Source organism: Nocardia jinanensis (genome assembly GCF_014645735.1).
Classification (GTDB): domain Bacteria; phylum Actinomycetota; class Actinomycetes; order Mycobacteriales; family Mycobacteriaceae; genus Nocardia; species Nocardia jinanensis.
In genome coordinates, this window is sequence record NZ_BMMH01000001.1 from 92738 (window position 1) to 114580 (window position 21843).

The 21843-nt window shown below is 68.2% G+C and carries 16 protein-coding genes; 8 read left to right on the top strand and 8 right to left on the bottom strand.

Annotated elements, in window-relative coordinates; translation table 11 throughout:
- Positions 1-2: 2 nt before the first annotated feature.
- Complete coding sequence (locus tag IEY68_RS00435) at positions 3-977, top strand: ABC transporter substrate-binding protein (RefSeq protein ID WP_058857100.1); 975 nt, start codon at positions 3-5, stop codon at positions 975-977.
- Entirely contained in the window at positions 974-1528 is a 555-nt protein-coding gene (locus IEY68_RS00440) for a GNAT family N-acetyltransferase (RefSeq protein ID WP_058857101.1), read from the top strand. The genes IEY68_RS00435 and IEY68_RS00440 overlap by 4 nt, the downstream gene beginning before the upstream one ends.
- 105 nt (positions 1529-1633) lie before the next feature.
- On the opposite strand, the gene IEY68_RS00445 is transcribed toward IEY68_RS00440, so the two are convergent.
- The 3 genes from IEY68_RS00445 to IEY68_RS00455 all read right to left on the bottom strand — a co-directional run bounded on the left by IEY68_RS00445 (position 1634) and on the right by IEY68_RS00455 (position 3746).
- Entirely contained in the window at positions 1634-2575 is a 942-nt protein-coding gene (locus tag IEY68_RS00445) for a glycoside hydrolase family protein (protein ID WP_058857107.1), read from the bottom strand.
- Positions 2576-2635: 60 nt separating this feature from the next.
- Positions 2636-2815: a hypothetical protein gene (locus IEY68_RS00450; RefSeq protein WP_156426432.1), complete on the bottom strand. Its 180-nt coding sequence runs from the start codon at positions 2813-2815 to the stop codon at positions 2636-2638.
- 208 nt (positions 2816-3023) lie between these two features.
- Positions 3024-3746 carry a YwaF family protein gene (locus IEY68_RS00455; protein WP_058857102.1) on the bottom strand — a complete coding sequence of 241 codons (723 nt, stop codon included), beginning with the start codon at positions 3744-3746 and terminating at the stop codon, positions 3024-3026.
- On the opposite strand from IEY68_RS00455, the gene IEY68_RS00460 reads away from it, so the two are divergent.
- Together IEY68_RS00460 and IEY68_RS00465 are read left to right on the top strand one after the other, a co-directional pair.
- Positions 3737-4285, top strand: coding sequence for a hypothetical protein (locus IEY68_RS00460; RefSeq protein ID WP_189093960.1), 549 nt, complete (start codon positions 3737-3739; stop codon positions 4283-4285). The two genes, IEY68_RS00455 and IEY68_RS00460, sit on opposite strands and share 10 nt — an antisense overlap.
- An 89-nt stretch (positions 4286-4374) precedes the next feature.
- Complete coding sequence (locus IEY68_RS00465) at positions 4375-5910, top strand: ATP-dependent DNA ligase (RefSeq protein WP_058856494.1); 1536 nt, start codon at positions 4375-4377, stop codon at positions 5908-5910.
- A gap of 61 nt (positions 5911-5971) precedes the next feature.
- Here IEY68_RS00465 and IEY68_RS00470 read toward each other — a convergent pair whose 3' ends face one another.
- On the bottom strand, positions 5972-6772 hold the full coding sequence (locus IEY68_RS00470) for an inositol monophosphatase family protein (protein ID WP_058856493.1): 801 nt from the start codon (positions 6770-6772) through the stop codon (positions 5972-5974).
- 181 nt (positions 6773-6953) lie between these two features.
- Between IEY68_RS00470 and IEY68_RS37000 the strand changes: the two genes are divergently transcribed.
- Positions 6954-7205, top strand: coding sequence for a nuclear transport factor 2 family protein (locus IEY68_RS37000; RefSeq protein ID WP_229718544.1), 252 nt, complete (start codon positions 6954-6956; stop codon positions 7203-7205).
- A 64-nt stretch (positions 7206-7269) separates the two neighbouring features.
- A complete protein-coding gene (locus tag IEY68_RS00480; protein ID WP_058856492.1) occupies positions 7270-7728 on the top strand; it encodes a hypothetical protein in 459 nt (152 codons plus the stop codon).
- Between the two features lie 17 nt (positions 7729-7745).
- On the opposite strand, the gene IEY68_RS00485 is transcribed toward IEY68_RS00480, so the two are convergent.
- Complete coding sequence (locus IEY68_RS00485) at positions 7746-17003, bottom strand: non-ribosomal peptide synthetase (RefSeq protein ID WP_189093961.1); 9258 nt, start codon at positions 17001-17003, stop codon at positions 7746-7748.
- Between the two features lie 747 nt (positions 17004-17750).
- On the opposite strand from IEY68_RS00485, the gene IEY68_RS00490 reads away from it, so the two are divergent.
- Positions 17751-19331, top strand: coding sequence for an alpha/beta fold hydrolase (locus tag IEY68_RS00490; RefSeq protein ID WP_199804993.1), 1581 nt, complete (start codon positions 17751-17753; stop codon positions 19329-19331).
- A gap of 21 nt (positions 19332-19352) precedes the next feature.
- On the opposite strand, the gene IEY68_RS00495 is transcribed toward IEY68_RS00490, so the two are convergent.
- Positions 19353-19793 (bottom strand): MarR family winged helix-turn-helix transcriptional regulator, encoded by a 441-nt coding sequence (locus tag IEY68_RS00495; RefSeq protein WP_058856489.1) that lies wholly within the window; start codon positions 19791-19793, stop codon positions 19353-19355.
- 164 nt (positions 19794-19957) lie between these two features.
- Between IEY68_RS00495 and IEY68_RS00500 the strand changes: the two genes are divergently transcribed.
- On the top strand, positions 19958-20389 hold the full coding sequence (locus IEY68_RS00500; protein WP_058856488.1) for a DUF5313 family protein: 432 nt from the start codon (positions 19958-19960) through the stop codon (positions 20387-20389).
- Here the strand turns inward: IEY68_RS00500 and IEY68_RS00505 are convergent.
- Both IEY68_RS00505 and IEY68_RS00510 read right to left on the bottom strand, forming a co-directional pair.
- The gene (locus IEY68_RS00505) at positions 20376-20918 is read right to left on the bottom strand and encodes an ester cyclase (protein WP_058856498.1); all 543 of its coding nucleotides are present in this window, start codon (positions 20916-20918) and stop codon (positions 20376-20378) included. The genes IEY68_RS00500 and IEY68_RS00505 overlap by 14 nt on opposite strands.
- Before the next feature lie 269 nt (positions 20919-21187).
- Positions 21188-21787 (bottom strand): TetR/AcrR family transcriptional regulator, encoded by a 600-nt coding sequence (locus IEY68_RS00510; RefSeq protein ID WP_058856487.1) that lies wholly within the window; start codon positions 21785-21787, stop codon positions 21188-21190.
- Positions 21788-21843: the final 56 nt, after the last annotated feature.

Here is a 21843-nt window from a genome sequence, read left to right on the forward strand (position 1 = left end):
CAGTGTCCAACCCTCTCCCCCGCGGCACGCACCGCGTCCTGCCAGGCGTCGCGCTGCTCACCGCCGCGCTTCTCACGGCCTGCTCCGGCCCGCCACAAGCCGCCACCTCCGCCGCGGCGGGCTTCCCGATGACCGTCTCCAGCTGCGGTCGTGATGTCACCTTCGACCACGCTCCGCAACGCGTCGTCACCGTCGGCTCCGTCGCCGCACCACTCATCGCCGCCGCCGGCGCCGCCGACCGCATCGTCACCCGCACCTTCGAATCCGCACCCTTCCCCGGCGAATACGCCGACGAACTGGCCGGTATCGAGACCACCTCCCGCACCGGTGAGATCGCGCGCGAGGAGATCATCGACCGCGGCCCCGATGTGGTGGTCAGCTTCGAAGGCGCCGCGGTCACCGCGGACGACCTCGCCCAAGTGAACATCCCACTGCTCGTCTCCCGGGGCTACTGCCGCGACGCGGCGGGCAGCTTCGACGATATCTTCGCCGATATCGAACTCTACGGCCGGCTCTTCGGAACCAGCGCGGCAGCGAATACGGAGATCACCTCACTGCGCCAACGCGTCGATGAAGTGGCCGGGCGGAACAAGGCGCACACCCCGCTCCGCGCCGCCGCGCTGATCATCTCCCGGGACGGCGCCAAGATCAGCGCCTACGGCCGCACCAGCACCGTATCCAGCCAAATGCGAATACTCGGCCTGGACAACGCGTTCGGCGACAGCGACATCCGCTACTCCGAAATCAACACCGAAACCCTGATCGACCGGGACCCGGACATCATCGTGCTGCTCACCCAGGGCGAGCAGACCCCCGAATCCGTCCGGCAGGCGTTGCGCGAACGGCCCGAACTGGCGCGCCTTCGAGCGATCCGGGACAACCGGATGATCGTCGTACCCTTCGGCTACACCGGCCCCGGCCCGGTCGCCGTGGAAGGAATCGAAGTACTCGACCGCGAATTGGGGGCACTGCGATGACCGTATCCCGCACCACCGGCTACCTGTTCCGGCTCGCCGGCGAAGACGATGTTCCCGGGGCTCGCAGCGTCATGCTCGACACCTTCTACCAGGTGTTCGACATCGGCTACCGGCCCGAGCACCACGCGGATGTCATCGACCCGCGAACCGCTTATCTGCGCCACCCCCACAATCGGCTGTGGGTCGCCGAACACGAGGGCCGGATCGTAGCCACCACCGCGATCCGAGCGCAGGGCCCGCGGCACCCGCCCCATCCGCGGTGGCTCGCCGAGGAATACCCGGACCCGCGCACAGCCCAACTGTTCCGCGTCTATGTCCGGCCCGAGCACCAGCGGCGCGGGCTCGCCGGACGCCTGGTGACCGCCGCCATCGATTACGTCACCGAATCCCCGGATTTCGACCGGCTCTACCTGCACACAGACGCCAGAACACAGGGTGCGCTGGAGTTCTGGCTGACACAGGGCCACATCATCCACGACGCACGCGACAGCGGTCCGGGATTCCAGACCGTCCATCTGGAAATACCCCTCCGCGAACGCGCGACGCGCTGATACCCGCGGCCCGGTGCGAACGCGAAGGCACGACCGGCCGGCCGCGCCTTCGCGGCTCTGGTCGATCGATACAGGCCGCGCGCCGGCCGGGTGAGGCCCCGGCCATCAAGATGTGGTCGGGGAACCGAATTCAGTGAGCACCGTGCCGTGCCGAACAACGCCGGAAAGCCCGGACAGCTCGGCCGGCGCCGACCAGGTCCGGAACCCGTCGTAACTGTCGCTGTAGAGATAGCGGCCCTGGGTATAGGCGTCGAGATAGATGCGATGCCCGCCGTCGGGCAGCACCACCACCGACTGCCCTTCCTGTGGGCCACCCCAGCCCGCCCAATCCCCTTCGGCCACAAATTCATACGGGCCCAGCGGGTCATCGGCCACCGCCAGCTCGACCAGCTTCGTGTCCTCGTTCTTGACGAACGCCCACACCCGCCCGCCCAGCCGCACCAGCTCCGTATCGATATAGCCCAGCGAACCCGGACCGCCGGGGCTCAACCCGAGCAGCGGCATCGGCGGCGTCCATGCGGAAAGCCCCGTCCCGCGTGGTACCAGCAGATGCGGGGTGAAGCCATGACCCCAGGTCAGTGAAACAATGATCCCGACCCGCCCCGCCGCGTCGGCATACCACTCCGGCGCCCACGCCCCCTCCAGGCGGCCGGGCACCTGCATCGGCACCGGAGCCATCGCCGTCCAGCTGATCCGATCCCGGCTGCGTGCCATACCGATCGAGGTCGCGTCAGCGGCCATGGTGTAGGTGAGGTAGTACCAACCGTCGGTGTGCAACAGCACGCTGGGGTCACGAACCAATCCTGTCGGCGGCGTATATGCATGCTCGGCCACCGGCGTGAACCGCGTCCCGTCCACCGACTCGTACACCACCAAAGTGGTGTCACTATCGGCACGGAACGCCGTCATCGTGTATCGCGAGGGCACCCGGTGCGGATCGACACCGACCCCTGGTAGCACCGCCTGTGCTCGTGCCGTCCCCGTTGCCAGCAACGGCAGCCCGGCCAGCAATATCAGTGCGGACCTGCGTCCCACAGTAATCGCCATGGTCAGCGATTCTGCGGTCCGCGCGAGACGATCCACCGCAGGCGCGCCGCACCCAACTCTCTACTTGTCGGACAGTCGGCCGGCCGGCCGGAGCCCGGCGATGGCCAGTAATGAACACAGAACCGAGACGATCAGCATCGACGTGCGCGACATTCCGAGATGTGTTGTGCCGTAGTTGATGCCGAAGGTGAAATGAGCACCAGGGCGGCGGCTGTCGAGTAGGCGAAGAAGTCGAACCATTCGATAGTGGTACCGACGAGGCTCGACGATACGACGGTGCGCATCGAAGTGACTTTGCTGTCCAGCGCTGCCGGGGAATGCGATTCAGCGCCTGCCGTCGAATCTGTCGCGCTCGGAGATGGATCCGTCATAACTCTCGACTAGCCGGGAGTTCGGTCGGCGGCCCCGGCAGTGGCGGGGCATACCCGTGAAACGGCAGTGGGCGCAGTCATCGATCCAGGCCCGCGGGCTCGGGCGAGGAGGCATCGGCTCGAACCCAGGGCCAGGTCATCAACGCCCATACGGTGAGCAGCAGAACAGTCACGGTGCCCAGGTACCAGGGCCATGGTCCGAGGACATCGAGCAGGGACGGGGTCGAGGGTTTCCGGTTGACGAAACCGTAGTTGGTGCCGGCGAGGGAATTGAACGCGAAGGTGACCACGACCCAGGTCACTGTCGCTGCCACCGCGAACCGATAGCTGCGCCAGTCCGGGTGGATACCGACACCCCAGGTCAGGTAGATCGCCGCCCAGACGACGAGCAGGTGGATCGCCCAGAAGGCCAGGAACTCGTAGTGCGGGAAATCAGGGCTTTCCAGCACCGGCGACAGGAGTGCCTGCGTGCTCAACGTCAAGCACCAGTAGTAGGTCAGCGCGCACGCCCAGCGTCGATGCGACCACAACGCGTAGCCGGCGACGAGGGTCGCGAGATCGGTCAGGCGCAGCGGAACCGAGCGTTCGATCGTCGGAGGAAACATCATGGACAGGTAGATCACCACATACAGAACCAGGGTCACCGCACCGAACGCCCGGCTGAAGCGGCGCGCGTCGGCGATGCTTCGCTGCCTCCGTCCGAGCAGTACGACCGCCAGCGCACCCGCGGCGAACACGGCGAGCACGATCCAGTGCGACAATCCGTATGCGGAGAATTCCCTCGCCGTCGATGGCTGCACGCCTGGCTACTCTAGCGGTGCCGCACGGTCTCACCTGTCTCATCGGCAACGGCGCCGTCAGCCGCCGCGTCGAAGCCCGCCACACTCTCGGACCAGTTGTTCTCGAGCGCGCGCAATCGCGCGACCTGGATACCTTGCCGGCAAGGCTGGTGACGCGCGCGCACGAGATGATGGGCACCGATATCGCCTATCTGTCGGAGTTCGATTCGAGCACCCGGGAGCTGAACGTACGCAAGACCGTGGGGGCGGTCACCCCGCAGTTCCAGAACCTGCGGGTGCCGCCGGGTAAGGGCCTGGCGTCGGGTATCGCGGCCTCGCGGACCGCGCGGTGGACTCAGCGCTACAGCGATCACCAGACTCGGGGCGGCCACCTGCGCCAGGAGTTCGCCGTACCCGGGAGCGTCCGGCTCTACCTCGGGGTCGCCGAGCACGAGGCTGGTGACGCGCGCGGGGCGCCGGGCGGCGAGCGGCGAGCGGCGAGCGGCGAGCGGCGAGCGGCGAGCGGCGAGCGGCGAGCGCGATGGCACCGTATGCCGTGAGGGCTGTCCACTCGGCCTCCGGCGTTGCCGGCGAAGACATAGCGGGGCGGCTGATTGCCCGGAGCCGATGGGCATGCCAGGCTGTCGACGTGCTGTTCGCCGAGGTCGCCGCCGCATCCGCCGATATCGCGTCGGCGTCGGCACGGCTGGCCAAGACCGGCCGTATCGCCGCGCTGCTGAGCCGCGTCGCAGCACACGGCGACGCACGACTGGTCGCGGTGACCGCGTCCTGGCTGTCCGGCGAATTGCCGCAACGCCAGATCGGCGTGGGCTGGGCGGCGCTGCGGTCGCTGCCGCCGCCTGCTACGACGCCGACGCTCACGATCGCCGACGTCGACGCGCGGTTCACTCGGATCGGGGAGGTCTCCGGGAAGGGTTCCCGAACTGTGCGCGCCGAACTGGTGCGCGATCTGTTCGAGACAGCGTCCGACACCGAGCAGACATTTCTGCGCCGGCTGCTCAGCGGTGAGTTGCGCCAGGGCGCGCTGGCGGGAGTGATGTCCGACGCGGTCGCCGAAGCTACCGGTATACCCGCCGCCGAGGTTCGGCGCGCGGCCATGCTGGCCGGTGCCCTGCCCACCGTCGCGGCCGCAGCTCTCACCGCGGGCCGGCCGGCCCTGGCGGAGTTCCGGCTACGCGCGGGACGGCCGGTCGGGCCGATGCTCGCGCAGACCGCGACCGGGATAACCGATGCGCTCCAACGACTCGGCGGCACAGCCGTGTTCGAAGCCAAGCTGGACGGCGCGCGGGTACAGATCCACCGCGCCGGATCGGCGGTCTCGGTCTATACCCGCAGTCTCGACGATGTCACCGCCCGGCTCCCCGAGGTCGTCGCCGCCACACTCGCCCTTCCTGCTACCGATCTGATCGCCGATGCCGAGGCCATCGCGCTGCGACCCGATGGACGGCCGCACCGATTCCAGGTCACTGCTGCCCGGTTCGGCCGCAAGCATCCGGGCGATCTCGAACCGCTGTCGGTGTTCTTCTTCGACCTCCTTCATCTCGACGGCGAAGATCTCCTCGATCTGCCCACCCGGGACCGGCTCACCGCACTCGACACGCTCGTCCCCGGCGCCCAGCGGGTCGACCGTCTGGTGACCGCCGACACCGCCGCGGCACAACAGTTCCTGGACCGCACGCTGGCCGCCGGACACGAAGGCGTGATGGCGAAGTCACTGTCGGCACCGTACGAGGCGGGCCGCCGCGGCGCCGGCTGGCTCAAGGTCAAACCCGTGCACACCTTGGACCTGGTCGTTCTCGCCGTCGAATGGGGTTCCGGCCGGCGCACCGGCACCCTGTCCAACATCCACCTGGGCGCTCGCGATCCGGCCACCGGCGGATTCGTAATGCTGGGAAAGACGTTCAAAGGGATGACCGACGCCATGCTGGAATGGCAGACCCGGCGCTTCACCGACCTCGCCGATGGCTCGACCGAGGGGTACGTGGTGAGACTGCGGCCCGAACAGGTCGTCGAAATCGCTTTCGACGGAGTGCAGGGTTCGACCCGCTATCCCGGTGGCCTGGCGCTCCGGTTCGCCCGCGTGGTGCGCTACCGCGACGACAAATCCCCTGTTGAGGCCGATACGGTCGACACCGTTCGCGCGCTGTACGAGCGGGGCGGGTGACAACTTCGGTCCGATGGCCGCCGGTGCTGATCAGCGGCCTATGCGGGCCGACGCGGCGGCGTCAGTGGCGCTCGTTCAGATACACCAGCAATTCGTCGTGTAGCAGGCCGTTCGACGCGGCCGCGCTGCCGCTGCGCGGGCCCGGGGTTCCGTCGAGACCGGTGAAGTCGCCGCCGGCTTCGGTGACGATGACAGCGTTGGCGGCCATATCGCCCGGGGAGAGTTCCGGGTCGGCGCAGATGTCGACCACCCCCTCGGCGACCATCATGTAGGGCCAGAAGTCGCCGTATGCCCGTGTGCGCCACACCTCGCGAGAAAGGTTCAGGAAGCCGTTCAACCGGCCCAGCTCCTCCCAGCCGGTGAGCGTGGAGTACGCGAGAGAGGCGTCCGGCAGCCGGGAGACGCGCGAAACACGCATGCGGGTGGCCGAGGAAAGACTACGGCCGGTGAAGGCCCCGTGGCCCTTCACGGCCCACCAGCGGCGGCCGAGCGCGGGAGCGGAGACGACGCCGACGACGGGCTGATAGCTGCCCTCGGACGCGTCCAGCAGTGAGATCTGCGTGGCCCACACCGGCACTCCGCGCGCATAGTTCTCCAGGCCGTCGATGGCGTCGACCACCCAGCAGCGGGGACCGTTGCCCTGCAGGCCGTCCCCCTCGCCCAGGACCGCATCGCGCGGGCGGGAACGCTGGAGCTGCACCCGGATGAGCTTTTCCACCGCGGCCTCGGCTTCGTTCGCCAGGGCCGAGTCCGGCTTCGTCTCGACCTCGAGGTCGAGGGCCTTGAAGCGGTCGATATTCGTTGCGTCGGCGGTATCGGCGAGGACATGGGCGAAGCGGAGGTCGTCGAGGTGGTCCTGCATGAAATGAAGCTATCCGCAGTAAACGGACAGCGCCAGCGGGCCTCGCGCTCCAGAGACAGCGCACTCGACGCACCGGTGGTTCCGGAAGTGAACAACAGCGAGAACAGCGCCGATTCGTCCACCGCCGGGCCGGCAACGGGCGCGTGGACCCGGTGCGCGTTCACCTGGTCGAGGTAGGACGGTGCGTCGACGACAACGAAACGATCCTCGCTCAGCCCGAGGTCGAGATCACCGATCTTCGCCATGCCCGCGGTATCGGTCACGAATCGCACGACTGGCTGCGACCGAGGCGATCAGAGACCTGATCGTCGCCTATTCACATCTGATCGACAGCGGTGCGCTCGGCGAGGTGGCGAAGCCGTTCACACCGGAGGTGGTGTTCGTGCCGCCGTCCCCGGTTGCCCGATCGACGCGGCGCGAGACCATGGCGTGAGTGGAGGGAAACCGGGTAATACCTGTTCACAGACTAGGTAGCCACCGCCGGACAAAGGAGCACCATGGCAACCCTCCACTTCACCGAGACAACGATCGCGACACCTGAGCAGTTCGTCGCGGCCCTCACCGACTTCGGACCCGGCCGCGAGCAGCTGTTCGGAAACAGCACCGACGAATACCTCGAGGTGCACCACCACGGCCCCACCGAAGCCGACGTCACGGAGGGGTCACGCGGTATCTGGGAACGCCTGCACTACGACTGGTCGGACCCCGGCCGCGTCGTCATGACGACCACCGATTCCAACCTGTGGGGTGGCCACTCGGGCCACACCTACAGTTTCACGGCCCGGCCCGACGGCAGGACCGACGTGGATGCCGTCGTGGTGCGCGAGGGCAAGAATCTCAAGGGCCGCGCGCTCGCAGCGGTGGTCGGGACGGCCGGCAAGGGTGTCCTGCGCAATGCGTTCCGGAAGACGGTCGAGGCCGTCGAGGCCCGCAACGCTGGAACGAACCCGGCCTGAACCGATACGACGCGACCTCAGCGGGAATACGCGTTCAACACAAGCGCGATCGCGCGGAGCGCCTCGGGGTCGGTCATCTGTTCGTGCCGGGCGGATATGCGATGTTCGGTGAGGGTGCCGGTGACATATTCCTTCCATGCGAGGCAGGGCGACGGTCCATAGTCCGGGTCGCCCGGGGCGGCACGGAAATAGAGCAGATCACCGTCGAAGAGAGTGGGCCGGTGGTCGCGGGTGAGTTCGACGAGTTGAGTGCAGCCGCGATACAGGATCTCCAGATCACCGGGGCTCAGGGTGGTGAAGAGCTTGTCTCGGCGATGCAGCAGGTCGGTCGCGGCCTCGACGGTGAGGTCGGCGGGAATTCTGGAGGTGGGGACGCCGAACTCGGTGAGTACGTCCCCGAGAGTGGGGATGGGAACGCGGGCGCTGTGGGCGTCGACGAGGCGGGTGTCCATCATGGCCAAGGTAGCGACGGTATCGCCCGCGCGGCGGAGTTGTACGGCGATCTCGTGGGCGATGGTGCCGCCCAGGGAGTAGCCGAGCAAGTGGTAGGGGCCGCGCGGCTGAACGGACCGGATCTCCGCAATGTAACGGTCGGCGAGCCGGCCGAGCGTATCGAACCGCGCGTTCGGCTCGGTCAATGCCGGAGACTGCAATCCGTGGACGGGACGTTCGGGATCGAGGTACTGCACCAGACCGCTGAAACCCCAGGCTGTTCCGATGGTCGGGTGGATGCAGAACAGCGGCGGCTCCGTTCCCGCGACGCGTAGCGGGAGCAGGACAGCGAGCGCACCGCCCGGATCCCCTTCGTCGAGGCCGCGCCGCCGGGCCTCGATGCGGCGGACCAGCGATTGCGGTGTCGGGTCGGTGAAAACCCATTGAATCGGCACATCCACTCCGGTCGACTCCGCCAGCCGCGCCACCAGTCGGAGGGCAGTCAAGGAGTTACCGCCCACCGCGAAGAAGATGTCGTCGAGGCCGGTCCGGTCGATATCGAGAATATCGGTGAAGGCATCGCAGACCGTCGTTTCCAGCGGCGTGGTCGGCGGCCGGAATCGGGCCGGCCGACGGTCCGGCGGGGGTAGTGCGCTGTAGTCGAGTTTGCCGGTGGACGTGAGCGGAATCCGGTCCAGGACGAGTATGGCGGTGGGGATCATATGGGTGGGCAGCCGGGACGCGAGGTAGGTGATGATCGCGGCGGTATCGGGAGTGGTGTGCGGTGCGGGAACCACATAGCCGACGAGTCGGCCGGCGCCGTCCGGACCTGGGTGCACAGTGACCGCGGCGTGGGTGATATCGGGATGGTCACCGAGCGCGGCCTCGATCTCCCCGGGTTCGACACGGTTGCCCTGGATTTCGAGCTGGCGGTCGCTACGCCCTTTGAACTGCAGCGTCCGGTCGGCGGTCCAGGCGACCAGATCACCGGTGCGGTACATCCGCGTTCCGGGCCGCCCGTACGGTGCGGAGACGAACCGGGTCGCCGTCATCGCGGGTTGTCTGTGGTAGCCACGCGCGAGGCCCGGCCCGGACAGGTACAGCTCGCCGACCACCCCGGGTGGAACGGGCCGCAGCTGCTGATCGAGTACGACGGCGGTGAATCCGCGGACGGGGCCACCCATGGAGATCGGATCGCCGGTGACCGTGCTCAGCGGGGCGTCGCCGCAGCTGATGACCGTGGTCTCGGTGGCGCCGTAACAGTTGATCACGGTGCGGCCCGGCGCCCATCGGGCCGCCAGATCCGGTGGGAACGGCTCACCGCCGAGGATCACCGTCTCCAGTCCGTCGGGGTTCGTCGCGGCGAGTAGCGCGGGAGTGAGAGCGGCATGGGTGATGCGCTCGGTACGGACCAAACCGGCCAGTCCGTCGCCGGTACCGAACCGTGCGGGGGCCAAGATCAGCGTGGCTCCGGCGACGGCGGCGCTGAGCCATTCGAAAATCGAGACATCGAAGGTCGGTGCGGCGGCGGCCAATACCCGGGAGGCCGGGGTGACTCCGAATCGTTCCAGCGCCACGGCGGCCAGGTTCGCCATCCCGGCGTGGGTCACCAGCACACCTTTGGGGGTCCCGGTGGAGCCGGAGGTGTAGATCAGATACGCCGGGTGCCGCGGTCTCAGCGCGGCTGTTCGTTCGGTATCGGTGACCGCGGACGCGGCCGCCGCCGCGGCTGCCGCGGCGAAGGACGGGCTGTCGAGGGCGAACCAGCGGACGGTGTCGGGCAACTGATCGCGATACGACTCCAGTGTCAGTCCGACCGCGGCCCCGGAATCCGCCAGTACGGTCGCATTGCGGAGGGGCGGATGAGCGGGATCGATCTGCACGAACGCGCCGCCCGCCTTGGCGACCGCCCATACGGCAGTCACCGCATCGACGGAGCGCGGCAGTACCACGGCTACCGGGGATTCGGGCCCGGTTCCCGCGGCGATCAGAACTCGGGCCCACCGGTTGGAGGTTTCGTCGAGTTCGCGGTAGGACAGCCGGACACCGTCGCCGACCACCGCTTCCGCGTCGGGCCGCAGCGCGGATGTCAACATCTTCGGCAATACCGACATCACGGCGCCGCGGCGACCGCGGGCGGGGACCAGCGCGGCTCGCTCGGCCGGCGAGAGCAACTGCACGTGTGAAAGGGGCAGGTCGATATGTTCCGCGAGGGTGCCGAGTACGCGGAGTACCCGGTCGGCTATCGCGTCGATCTCAGGAGATGTGAACAGTTCGGGCAGGTATTTGAAGGTCAGATGCAATCGGAAGTCGCGGTGAACGATCAGTCCGAGCGGATAGTGCGCGGCGTCGCGGCCCTGTACGCCGAGGATACGCATTCCGTCGATATCGGTGAGATCGGACAGCCCGCCCCAGTCGACCGGGTACGACTCGAAGGCCGCCACCGTATCGAACATCGCGCCCGGGCCGGCAACCTGCTGAATTCGGGCGAGCCCCAGGTGGTGATGGTCGAGCAGTGCGGCTTGTTCGGTCTGGATTCGCTGTACCAGCCGGGCGAGGCTTTCGCGGTGGTCCAGCCGGACCCGGACCGGCACCGTGTTGATGAACAGCCCGATCATCGATTCGATACCGGCGATATGCGCGGGACGCCCGGAGACGGTGGCGCCGAACACCACATCCTCGCGGCCGGTCGCGTTGGCGAGCACGATCCCCCAGGCTGCCTGAACGAGGGTGTTGAGCGTGACCTCCTGCTCGTGGGCCACCGCGACCAGCGCCGCGGTGTGGTCTTCGCTCAGCCGCACCCGGACTTCGCGGGCGGCGGTGGCGTTGCGGCGGCCGCGATCCGCGGGTGCCAGGAGAGACGGCTCGGATACGCCGTCGAATGCTCGGGCCCATGCGGTTTCCGCCGCGTCCCGGTCCTGGGCCTTCAGCCAGGTCAGGTAGTCACGGTAGGGACGTCCCGCGATCGGCAGCGCCGGATCGCTGTCGCAGGCGTAGAGGGTCAGCAGTTCCCGGATCAGCAGTGGCGTGGACCAGCCGTCGATCAGGATGTGGTGCATGCTCAGCAGCAGCCGGTACTGCCGGTCGCCGGTGCCGATCAAGGCCGTCCGGAGCAGCGGCGGCGCGGTCATATCGAAGCGGGTGTGCCGGTCGGCGTCCATGAATTCGTCGAGTGCGGATTCGGGGTCCTCGCGTTCGGCGAGATCGATCCGGGTGAGCGGCACATCGACGAGCTCGGGCACCACCTGGACCGCGTCGCCGGCGCCGTCGCGAACGAACGCGCTCCGCAGGTTCGGGTGCCGCCCGAGGAGCGCCCGCACAGCGCGGCGCAGCCGATCCGCGTCGACGTATCCGCCGAGTTCCAGACACAGTTGCACTGTGTAGGCATCGAGTGCGCCGTCGGCGAGCTGGGCGTGGAACAGTAGCCCCGCCTGCAGCGGCGTGAGCGACCAGATGTCCTCCAGTGCCGGGTACCGGCGCTCGAGCCGGTCGATCGTGTCCTGGTCGAGGTCGACGAGATCGAGGTCGGAGGGCGTCGACCCGCCCGCACCGGGGCGGGATGTATGGGTGGCCAGTGCGGTCACCGCGTCGCACCACAATTGCGCGAGGTCGCCGACCTCGGCCGGGGCGAGCAGACCGGTCGGATGGCCCCAGGTAGTGCCGAGAACCGGCCCGTCCGGAGTGTCGGTGACGAACGCGTCCACGCCGAGGGCGGATTCCGCGGCCGTGCCGGGGTTCTGGATGCCGCCGGCGCCGACGGGCATCCACCCTTCGTCGCGCGACGCCGTGGGAGCTGTATCGAACCGCCCCAGATAGTTGAAGCTCACCTGGGGGCCGGGCAGCGCCCCCAGGACGCGTGCGGTGTCGGCGTCGAGGTAGCGCGACAGCCCGTAGCCGATTCCGTGGTCGGGGATCTGCCGGAGCTGCTCCTTGACCGATTTGATCACCGCGCCCGCGGCGGGTCCGGCGGCGTAGGCGTCGTCGATATCGATATCGGACAGGTCGAGCCGCACCGGGTAGCTGATGGTGAACCACCCGACGGTGCGGGTCAGGTCGGCGCCGGGTAACACTGTGTCGTGGCGGCCGTGGCCTTCCAGGGTGAGCAGCGTTTCGAGCACGGTATCGCCGCGCCGGCGGCGCCACCGGAGCAGCGCCATGGCGAGCCCCGTGATCAGGATGTCGTCCACCGTGCCGTGGAACGCCGCGGGCACGGTGGTGAGTACCTCGCGGGTCACCGTGGTGGGTAGCGCCGCTTCGGTGGTCGCGACGGTGGCCTGTACGTCCACGGCCGGGTCGAGCCGGCGCGCTCCCAGCGGCGGCTCGGCCGCAGCGAGCGTGGACCGCCACCGGTCGAGTCGGCCGAACTCCGCGGTAGCGGTGTGCAGTGCGTGTGCCCAGCGGCGCATCGACGTCCCGACCGGCGCGAGCCGCGGCTCTTGCCCGGTACGCAGCTGTGCCCACGCGGTCGCGAGATCGGGCACGAGGATCCGCCACGATACGCCGTCGACCGTCAGATGATGCGCGACGACCAGCAACCGTCCCGGCTGTCCGGGCCGGTCCAACCAGACCAGCTGCAGCACGATCCCCGCGGCGGGGTCCAGACGTTCGGCCGCCGCGGCTGCCTCGGCGCGGGCGATCGTGGTGAAGGTATCGCTGTCCGGTGCCGCGTCCACCGGCACACGCCGGATCAGTTCGGCGACCGGTGCCGCTTCCGGTTCCACCTCCAGCGCCCAGCCGGACGCGTGCGCGGGATCCGGGCGCAGCCGGGAGCGCAGCATGTCGTGGTGATCGAGCACCGCTGCGACGGTGGCACCGATTCCGGTGCTGTCGATGCCGGCGGGCAGCGTGAGCATCACCCACTGGCAGAAACTGTCGAACTCGCCGCGCTCGAACATCCAGCACATGATCGGGGTCGGCGGTACCTGCCCCACGCCCCCGCCGGGTAGTTCCGGCGGAAGGGGGATCGCCGTACTGTCCTGGCCGGCGATCTCCGCCAGCCCGGCGACAGTTGTGTGGTCGAACATATCGCGCACGGAGAACACCACACCCACCGCTGCGGCCCGGCCGACCAGATCGATCGCCATGATGCTGTCGCCACCCAGGGCGAAGAACGAATCATGTGCCCCCACCTCGTCGAGCCCGAGCACCTCCGCGAACAGCCGCGCCAGCACCGTCTCGATCTCGGTGGCCGGTGGCCGGGATCCGGCGCGGGGCGTGAAGTCCGGTTCGGGTAGGGCGGCGCGGTCGAGTTTGCCGTTCGCCGTCACCGGTAACGCGTCGAGCACCACCACCGTCGCGGGCACCATATGCGGAGCCAGCCGCTGTCCGGCGAAGGCCAGGATCGCGGAGGTGTCGAGTGCGGCCCCGGACCCCAGCACCACATACCCGATCAACCGGTCGCCGGTCGCCGGACTCCGGTGCACGGCCGCCGCCGCGTGTGCCACGCCGGGGCAGGCCAGCAGCACCGATTCGACCTCGCCGAGCTCGATCCGGAACCCACGAACCTTGACCTGGGAATCGGTCCGCCCGACGAAGTCGAGCGTCAGATCTCCCTCCGGTGACCGCAGCCAGCGCACCAGATCCCCGGTCCGGTACATCCGTTGCCCCGGACCCGCGAACGGATCGGCGACGAACCGGGACGCCGTCGCACCCATCCGGTTGCGGTAGCCACGAGCCAAACCCGGTCCCGTCACATACAATTCGCCCACGACCCCGACCGGAACCGGCCGTAATCGCGGGTCGAGGACGACCTCTCCGACCCCGCGGATCGGGCCGCCGATGGTCACGAGCGCACCCGGCACCGCCCGGACACTGGCATTGGTCTGGATCGTGGCTTCGGCCGGACCGTAGGTGTTGCAGAACCTCCGGCCGGGCGCCCACCGCGACACCAATGCCGGCGCGGGCGCCTCGCCGCCGACCACCACGGTCCCGAGGTCCGCCAGCCCGTCCGGGTCGACCGTGGCCAGGGCGGTGGGTGTCAGCGCCGCATGGGTCACATTCTCCCGCAACAGGATCCGCGCCAATTCGGCGCCGCCGTAGACGGTCGGGGGCGCGATGACCAGCTGTGCTCCCGTCGCGAACGCCCAGAGATACTCCAGGATCGCGGCGTCGAAACTCGGCGATGCGGCATGCAGCACCCGGGCGCCCGGGCCGACGCGGAATCGCGACCTCTGGTCGGCCACGAGATTCGCCAGCCCCCGGTGCGGTACCGCGACTCCCTTCGGCGTACCCGTCGATCCGGACGTATAGATCACGTAGGCGATATCGTCGACCCGCGAGGGACGCACCCGCTCGTCGTCGGCGACGGGACGACTATCGGCGTCCCGGAGTTCGTCGAGGGTCAGCCAGTCGATGGCGTCGGGTAACTGCGTGCGCACGGAGCTGGTGGTGAGACCGAGGGTCGCTTGCGCATCGCTGGTGATATGCGTGATGCGTTGGGTGGGATAGGTGGGGTCCACTGGCAGGAAAGCGGCTCCCGACTTGGCCACGGCCCAGGTGGCGAGAATCGATTCGGGTGACCGGGGGAGCCCGATCGCGACGATGTCTTCGGGGCCGACGCCGCGGCGGACGAGGGCGCGGGCCAATCGGTTGGAGCACTCGTCCAGTTCCCGGTAGCTGGTGTGCTGACCGTCGAACACTGTCGCTGTGGCATCGGGATCATGGGCGACCGCCGCGGCCAGCAGGTCGGCGAGGGTGGCAGGCGGGGCCGGGGGTGGGTCGGAGCGGGCGAGCAGATCGGCTTTTTCGGCAGGATCGAGCAAGTCGATCGTTGCGACGACGATCATGGGGTCGGCGGCCACCGATTCGAGAATCCGGATCCACCGCCGGGCGAGAGCGCCGATGGTCGCGGCGTCGAAAAGGTCGGTGACATAGGTGAATGTCGCTGTCATACCGCCGTTGTCGTGGCCGTCGGACAGTGCGAGTCGCAGGTCGCAGCGGGACACGTCACTGGACGGGCCGACCGCCGGCACATCGAGGCCGGGTAGTGCGAGGTTCGCCCGTGCGCGGTGCAGGAATGCCAGCATCACCTGGAACGGGGCGTACTCGGGCGGAGACCGCTGTGGCGCGAATTGCTCCATCAACTGATCGATCGGAACATCGGCATGTGCGAATGCCTGTCGGCCGATCGACCCGATACGGCTCAGCAGGTCGGTGAACCGCTCGTCGAAGTCGATCTCGGTGCGCAGCACCAGAGTGTCGACGGGGGTGCCGACGATATCGTCGAATCCGGCCGCGCCGGACCCGCCGCTCGGTGTGCCGACCGGGATATCACTGCTACCGCCCGTCCGGGCCAGCAGGACCGCCAGTGCGGCGTGGACCACCGTGAACAGCGATGATCCGTGCCGGCGGGCGACTTCCTCCAGCGCCGCGACCAATTCCGCGTCCAGCTCGGAAGTATGCGTATCGCTCCGATGCGACGAAGCCGCCGACCGCGGCCGGTCCATGGGCAGAGATGGCTCGACCGGAAGGTCCGCGAGCGTGGCCCGCCAGAACGCGAGATCCGCACGACGTCTCCGGCTCCGGGCCGCCTCGCGGATACCGTCGGGGTGTACCTGCCCGATACCCGCGCTCGGCGCGGCGGCGGCGAAAGCGCCCAGGAACTCGGTGAATTCGTCTCGGTGCGCGGATAGTTCGGGGCCGGTGTAGAGATCGGGGTTGGCCATGAAGTGCAGTATCGTCCTGGGCGGAACTCCGGTCTGGTACAGGTTGACGAGCAGATCCTCGACCGGCCCCGAGCTGAGAATATGGAATTCCCCGGTCAGCGACCCGAACCGGATCGCCTGAGGGAAGAACATGACATTCACCAACGGTCCCGCGAACCGCCGCTGCCGTCCGTCTCCGGTGGCGGCGCGAATATCGGCGAGACCGCACCGCTGATGTCGCAATGCGCCCACCAGATCGGACTGCACCCGCCGCACCAGCGCCCGGACCGTATCCCCGGTGCCGAAAGCGATCGGAAGGGGCACGACATTGACGAACACTCCGCCGGACCTGCGCAGCACCGCCGTTGTGCGGCCCGATACGGGGATATCGACGAGAACCTCTTCCCGGCCGGTCATTCGGGCCAGATAACATCCGAACGCGGCGATCACCACCGCGGCCGGGCTCGCGTCCAGCGCCCGCGCGGAATCAGCGATCCGCTCGACGGTCTCCGCCGGTAGTTCGGCGACCGCGACCACACTGTCCGCGCACGGCGGCGCGTACCCGGCAGCCAGGCTGGTCTCGTCGTCGTCGATATCGGCGAGCCTGCTCATCCAATATGCCTGGTCGTCGGCGAACCGTTTCGATTCCCGATAGCTGCGGTCGGCGTCGTAGAGAGTGCGCAGGTCCGCCGCCCGGCTCGGCTCCGGCGTCCGGTCCTGCACCGCCGCCGTGTACAGGGCCGCGACGCGATTGGCCATCGTCATCGCCGCGTAACCGTCCAGCGCGACATGGTGAATTCTGCTGTACATCAAATAATGCCGATCCCCGACCTGCAGCAGCCCCGATGCGGCCAACCGATCCCGGGTCATATCCAGCGGTGCCGTGCACTCTCGGCGCATCCATCGCAGGGCCGCGCCCATGGGGTCCGGTTCGTTCCGCAGATCGAGCACCGGCCCCGTCGCCTCCAGCGAGGGATCGAACAGCTGGTGCGGCTCACCGCCGACCTCTACCAGCCGCAGGTACCCCGACTGGACCTCGAGGGCCGCACGAATCAACACCTTACGCAGCAGATCGACATCCAGATACCCGTGGATCTCGATGTACTGCGCTTCGCATATCGGCACGTCGGGGTTGAGTTGTTGCGCTAGCCACAGCCCCCGCTGTCCGGCGGACAACGGCACCGGCTGTGTTGCTGACACGTTCCGTACGGCACTGGATCCCGAAGCGGGATCGGACTGCGGTCGCGGCACGGTCATAAGCCTTGCCTCCAGACCCGGACCAAGTGTTATGTCAAAAATCCATGACGGCATTCTATGCCGACCGGTTCGTTTGCGTGAACCCCCCAAAAACGGAGATCGAGCCGCCGACAGGGACGGATCGCCGCGTACCACCCGACGGCGCCGCTTCGCCGGGCACGCTGGGACAGGCTGCCGCCGATCCGGAACCGACTTCTTCGGACCCGGATCACGCCGCGCGCTCGGTGCACTCTCCCCGCGCACAACAAGATCGCCGCCGGATCCGTCGTACCGATCGCGTACCGGGCTCTACGACCGTACCGCTGCCACCGAAACATGCGCTCCGCGGCTTCGCCGGGCGCCCGTGCCGGCCTCGGCCGTCGATATCGGCGCCTGCGACCTCGGGCCACGCGATCCCGGCCCGGCTCGGCGGATGATGATCGCGGCCGGATCCGGGTACACCTCGCCCAACCGGGCGGGTGACTGCGTTGGTCGTCGCGGCCGGACCGGCGCTGCTGCCGGTTCGCCCGGCGAATCGAATGGCGAACTCCGGCAGATCGCTGTCGGAGCCGGACGAATTCGGCGCCGGCGTACTCGGATCGGCCGTGCGGTCCCGCTCCGACACGCTGCGACCCGCACCCCCGGACATCGGATCCACGAGTGTGACAGGATCATTCGGTTCGTCGACGGTATGCACACGAAGGGCTCGGAGTGGATCTACGTTTCGCAGCCGACAGATTCCACCGGATCCGGCGGGCCGTCCTGGCGCTCACGGTGGGTATCGGTATCGTCGCGGCCCCGGCGCCGGCGGCAACAGCGGAAAGCCCTGACCCCTATATCGATCGCTCGGCCGAATCCGCGGACACCCCGTCGCTGCAATGGTCCGACTGTAGCGACGGGTTCCAGTGCGCATCGGCGAAGGTGCCGCTCGACTACAACCAGCCGCAGGGCGACCGGATCGACCTGGCGGTGATCAAATTGCCCGCGACCGACCCGGGTCGGCGCATCGGCACCTTGTTCGTGAACTTCGGTGGCCCCGGCGCTTCCGGCGTCGACAGGCTCCGGGAGCGAGCGCGGTGGCCGTGGCTGTTCTCCGAGGAACTGCGGTCGCGATTCGATGTGGTCTCATGGGATACCCGGGCGGTGGCGCGCAGCGCCGCGGTGCGATGTTTTTCCACCGAGGAGGAACAATCGGCATTCCTCGCCTCCATGCCCCCGATGCCCGCCACCCCGGGCGACGAGGCGCCGTTCTACGACTGGTCCGCGCAATTCGCCGACCGCTGCGCGCAGCAGGCCGGGCCGATCCTGAACCACGCGTCGACCGCCGACACCGCGCGCGATCTCGACCTGTTGCGCCGCGCCGTCGGCGACCCGGAACTCACATATCACGGCATTTCCTACGGCACCCAGGTCGGCGCAGTTTACGCCAATATGTTTCCCGGCCGGGTGCGGGCCATGGTGTTCGACGGATCGCTGGACTTCGAGGGCAACGTCAACGGCCATGGGGCACAGGGCACCACGCTTCCGCTGGACACCCGGCAGAATGTGGCCGACGGCATCGCGGCCGCCTTCCACGCTTTCCTACGGCAGTGTTCGGAAGCCGGTCCGAAATGCGCTTTCTCCTCGGGTGATCCCGAGCTGAAGTGGACAGCGCTCGTGGAGCGTGCCCGGCTGGCCCCGATCGGCGTGGACGGCCGGGTCTGGACGTATTCCGATATCGTCAACGCGGCAGCCGGTCTTTCGCAGCCGTCCGCCTTCCCGGACCTCGCTGTGCTACTGCAGAAGTTGTTCGACGCCGGTACCGCCCTCCCCGGATTGCAGCCGGTCAGCGCGTCCTATGTGGGCAACCGCACCGAGGCCTATCACGCGATCCAATGCAGCGACAGCACTGTCCCGACCGATACCGGCATCTACAGCCGGGCGGCGGTATCGGAAGATCAGCGGGTGCCGTATTTCGGGCGGATCGCGGTTTTCAGCAGTATCACCTGCGCGTTCTGGCACGGTCACGACGCCGGCCGGTACATCGGCCCGTGGAACCGGAGCACCGCCGCGCCGATCCTGGTGCTCAACACCAGATTCGATCCGGCCACCCCATTGCCCGGCGCCTACGCCGGCGCCGCACAGCTGGCCGACGCACGAGTAGTGGTGACCGAGGGGGTCGGCCACAGCAGCATGTATGTACCGAGCACCTGCACCGAGCAGGTCAAACGCGAGTATCTGTTCACCGCCCTGCTGCCCCCCGAGAACACCGGCTGTGCCACCGACGGCTCCCCCTTCGGTCCACCGGCCTGACGCGCTCCCCCGTGCCCGCGCCTACCGGCGGGCCGCGCTGTTCACGCGGGTCAGGACCCCGTGCAGTTCCTCGAGGTCGTCCAGCCCGAGGCCGAGCCGTTCGACCACCGCGGGTGGGATCTTCTCCGCCTCGGCGCGCAGCGCCCGCCCGGTGCTCGTGAGGTCGACGACCAGGTTGCGCTCGTCACGCGGATCGCGGGCGCGGGTGATGTAGTCCAGCCCCTCGAGCCGTTTGAGCAGCGGAGACAGCGTCGGCGAATCGAGCTGGAGCAGCTCGCCGATCTCCTTCACCGATAGCGGTGCGTCTCCCCACAGCGCCAGCATCACCAGATATTGCGGATGAGTGAGCTTCATCGGCTCCAGTAGGGGCCGATATACCGCCAGCACGGCGCGGTTCGCCAGCGCCAGCGCGAAGCACACCTGCCGCTCCAGCCGCAGGGGGTCCTCGATCGCGCTGCTCATGTGCACCTCCACGCAGATTTTCGTTCGGATGATACGGAAACGTTCCGGGACCGGCCTACCACCCTTTTATATCGTTCGCTATTAGTTAGTGTACGATCTAATATAGTGCAATCGGAAATGGGTGAGCCGTCCCACCGCCCACCCGGAGTCGAGGGAGCAGGCAGATGCCCGCACGAACGAAACCGACCCCCTTGCAGCGGATCCGCTACATCTGTGGCGCGACCCTGCCGGACGCGCTGACAGGTTGGGTGGTCGACGACCTCACCGGCCCCGGGGCCACCCGGCGCTACCTATTGCGCTTCCTGCTACCTGTCGCCCCGCCGCTGTGCCTGTTCCTGCTACTCCCCGGACCGTTGTGGATGCACGCGGCCATGATGGGACTGCTCTACATACCGATCGTCTACTTCGCGATCGCTCTGGTGTACGTCTACCGCCGCCATCGCCTCGTCCAGCACGGTCTCGATCCCGACCTCGCGGATACGGCACAGCGGCAGCGGCGCGCCGACGATCGCCTGACCTACGAACGCCGCTACGGCAGGCCGCTCGGGCCTACACCGGAATCCCCGGCTGCGACGCGGCGGCTCACTCTGCCGTAGTGGACGCCGACGCCGGCCCCCGGCGCGCCGCCCTCGTCGCGCGCCACATCCGGAAGAGGTAGACCGGCGTCGGCGGCACCCAGCCGAGCTGCTGGGCCAGGCCGAGATCGTCCCGGTTCGCCCAGTGCTCGATCACCGCGCCCTCGGCGATCCGGAACCAGTGCGTCTGCGTGACGGCGAACGATCCGCCCGTGGCCGGAAACGCCTGTTCCGGTATGCCGTTCGCGTCGTACACCACGAAAGTACCGGTCTGGCGGCCGGACATGGTGGTATGCACGGCAGCGGAATCCTGTGACGTGACCGTCTCGTGGATCTCCCAGCGCAGGTCGGAATAGGTAGTCCGCAACCACAGCGCGGTGGCGTAGAACCCCGCCGGACCGGGTTCGCGACAGGCGGGAGGTTCCGCGGCGCACTCCCGGTTGTACGCCTCGGGATGGAACACGGCCTCGAAGTCCGGTAGCGAACCGTCGGCCATGATCAGAACGGCGCGAGCGGCCGATTGCGCGAGATCCGACGGGTCGTGAACCATGACAACTCCCACATGGACGGGACGACTCTCAGGTGATCGGAAATGCTACCCGGGTACCCGCGGCACAGGAAGGCCCCGCGACCTCCACCACCCGTACCCGCGGAGACATCGATCGTCGCGCGCCCAGGCGCACAACAGTTCTCGAGTGGACTTCTGCGAACTCACCTACTCGGCTATGCCTTCCAGCCGGTAGCAGGCGGCCCGGCGGGCGCGGCGTTCCTCGCGCACGACCCTGACTCGGGGCACCGGGATCGTATGGCCCTCGGCAATCAGATCCGCTCATCGCGAGGCTGTTCGCCCGACTCCCGGCGAGTGCGTCTGCGAGAATTCAGCAGTCCCTCGATTCCGAGCAGGAACGTCTCGCAGACGGGGGCCGGGTCGGTCAGGCAGCCCGCCGCCATCGCGCCGTCGCGCAGCATCACGAAGTGCCGGGCGGCAGGTCCCGGATCGATTCCGCCGACAGCGGCGAGGATTTCGGTGATCGTGGCCAGGAACCACTGCCGGTGCGCGAGAACGGTTTTGTGGACCGGATGGTCGGGATCGGGGTATTCGGCTGCCGCGTTGAGGAACGCGCATCCGCGAAACCCGGGCGCCCGGATACTGTCGGCGATGGCCCGCCCGACGGCTCGAACAGCGTCGAGGGCAGACGAGTTCTCGCGGCGCGCGGCGTCGACCTGCGCGCGAACCATCTCGTCCGCCTGCGTCAGGTAGGCGACAACAAGGTCGTCCTTGCCGGGAAAATGCCGGTACAGGGTCGCCCGTGTCACTTGGGCGGTGGCAATGATGCGCTCGACACCGACTGCATGGAGCCCTTCGGAGTAGAACAGTCCACTCGCCGTGTCGAGCAGTCGCGCGCGCGCTTCCGACATCCGACTTCTTCCAATCTCCCGGGCTCCTGCTTCGAGATTAGCAGAAAGAACGATCG

Excerpts from the sequence above, each read along its gene's own strand:
- IEY68_RS00440 (WP_058857101.1), top strand. The coding sequence starts at position 974 with ATGACCGTATCCCGCACCACCGGCTACCTGTTCCGGCTCGCCGGCGAA.
- IEY68_RS00445 (WP_058857107.1), bottom strand. The coding sequence starts at position 2,575 with ATGGCGATTACTGTGGGACGCAGGTCCGCACTGATATTGCTGGCCGGG.
- IEY68_RS00450 (WP_156426432.1), bottom strand. The coding sequence starts at position 2,815 with ATGGTTCGACTTCTTCGCCTACTCGACAGCCGCCGCCCTGGTGCTCAT.
- IEY68_RS00460 (WP_189093960.1), top strand. The coding sequence starts at position 3,737 with ATGGCTGCACGCCTGGCTACTCTAGCGGTGCCGCACGGTCTCACCTGT.
- IEY68_RS00470 (WP_058856493.1), bottom strand. The coding sequence starts at position 6,772 with ATGCAGGACCACCTCGACGACCTCCGCTTCGCCCATGTCCTCGCCGAT.
- IEY68_RS00480 (WP_058856492.1), top strand. The coding sequence starts at position 7,270 with ATGGCAACCCTCCACTTCACCGAGACAACGATCGCGACACCTGAGCAG.
- IEY68_RS00495 (WP_058856489.1), bottom strand. The coding sequence starts at position 19,793 with ATGAGCAGCGCGATCGAGGACCCCCTGCGGCTGGAGCGGCAGGTGTGC.
- IEY68_RS00500 (WP_058856488.1), top strand. The coding sequence starts at position 19,958 with ATGCCCGCACGAACGAAACCGACCCCCTTGCAGCGGATCCGCTACATC.
- IEY68_RS00505 (WP_058856498.1), bottom strand. The coding sequence starts at position 20,918 with ATGGTTCACGACCCGTCGGATCTCGCGCAATCGGCCGCTCGCGCCGTT.
- IEY68_RS00510 (WP_058856487.1), bottom strand. The coding sequence starts at position 21,787 with ATGTCGGAAGCGCGCGCGCGACTGCTCGACACGGCGAGTGGACTGTTC.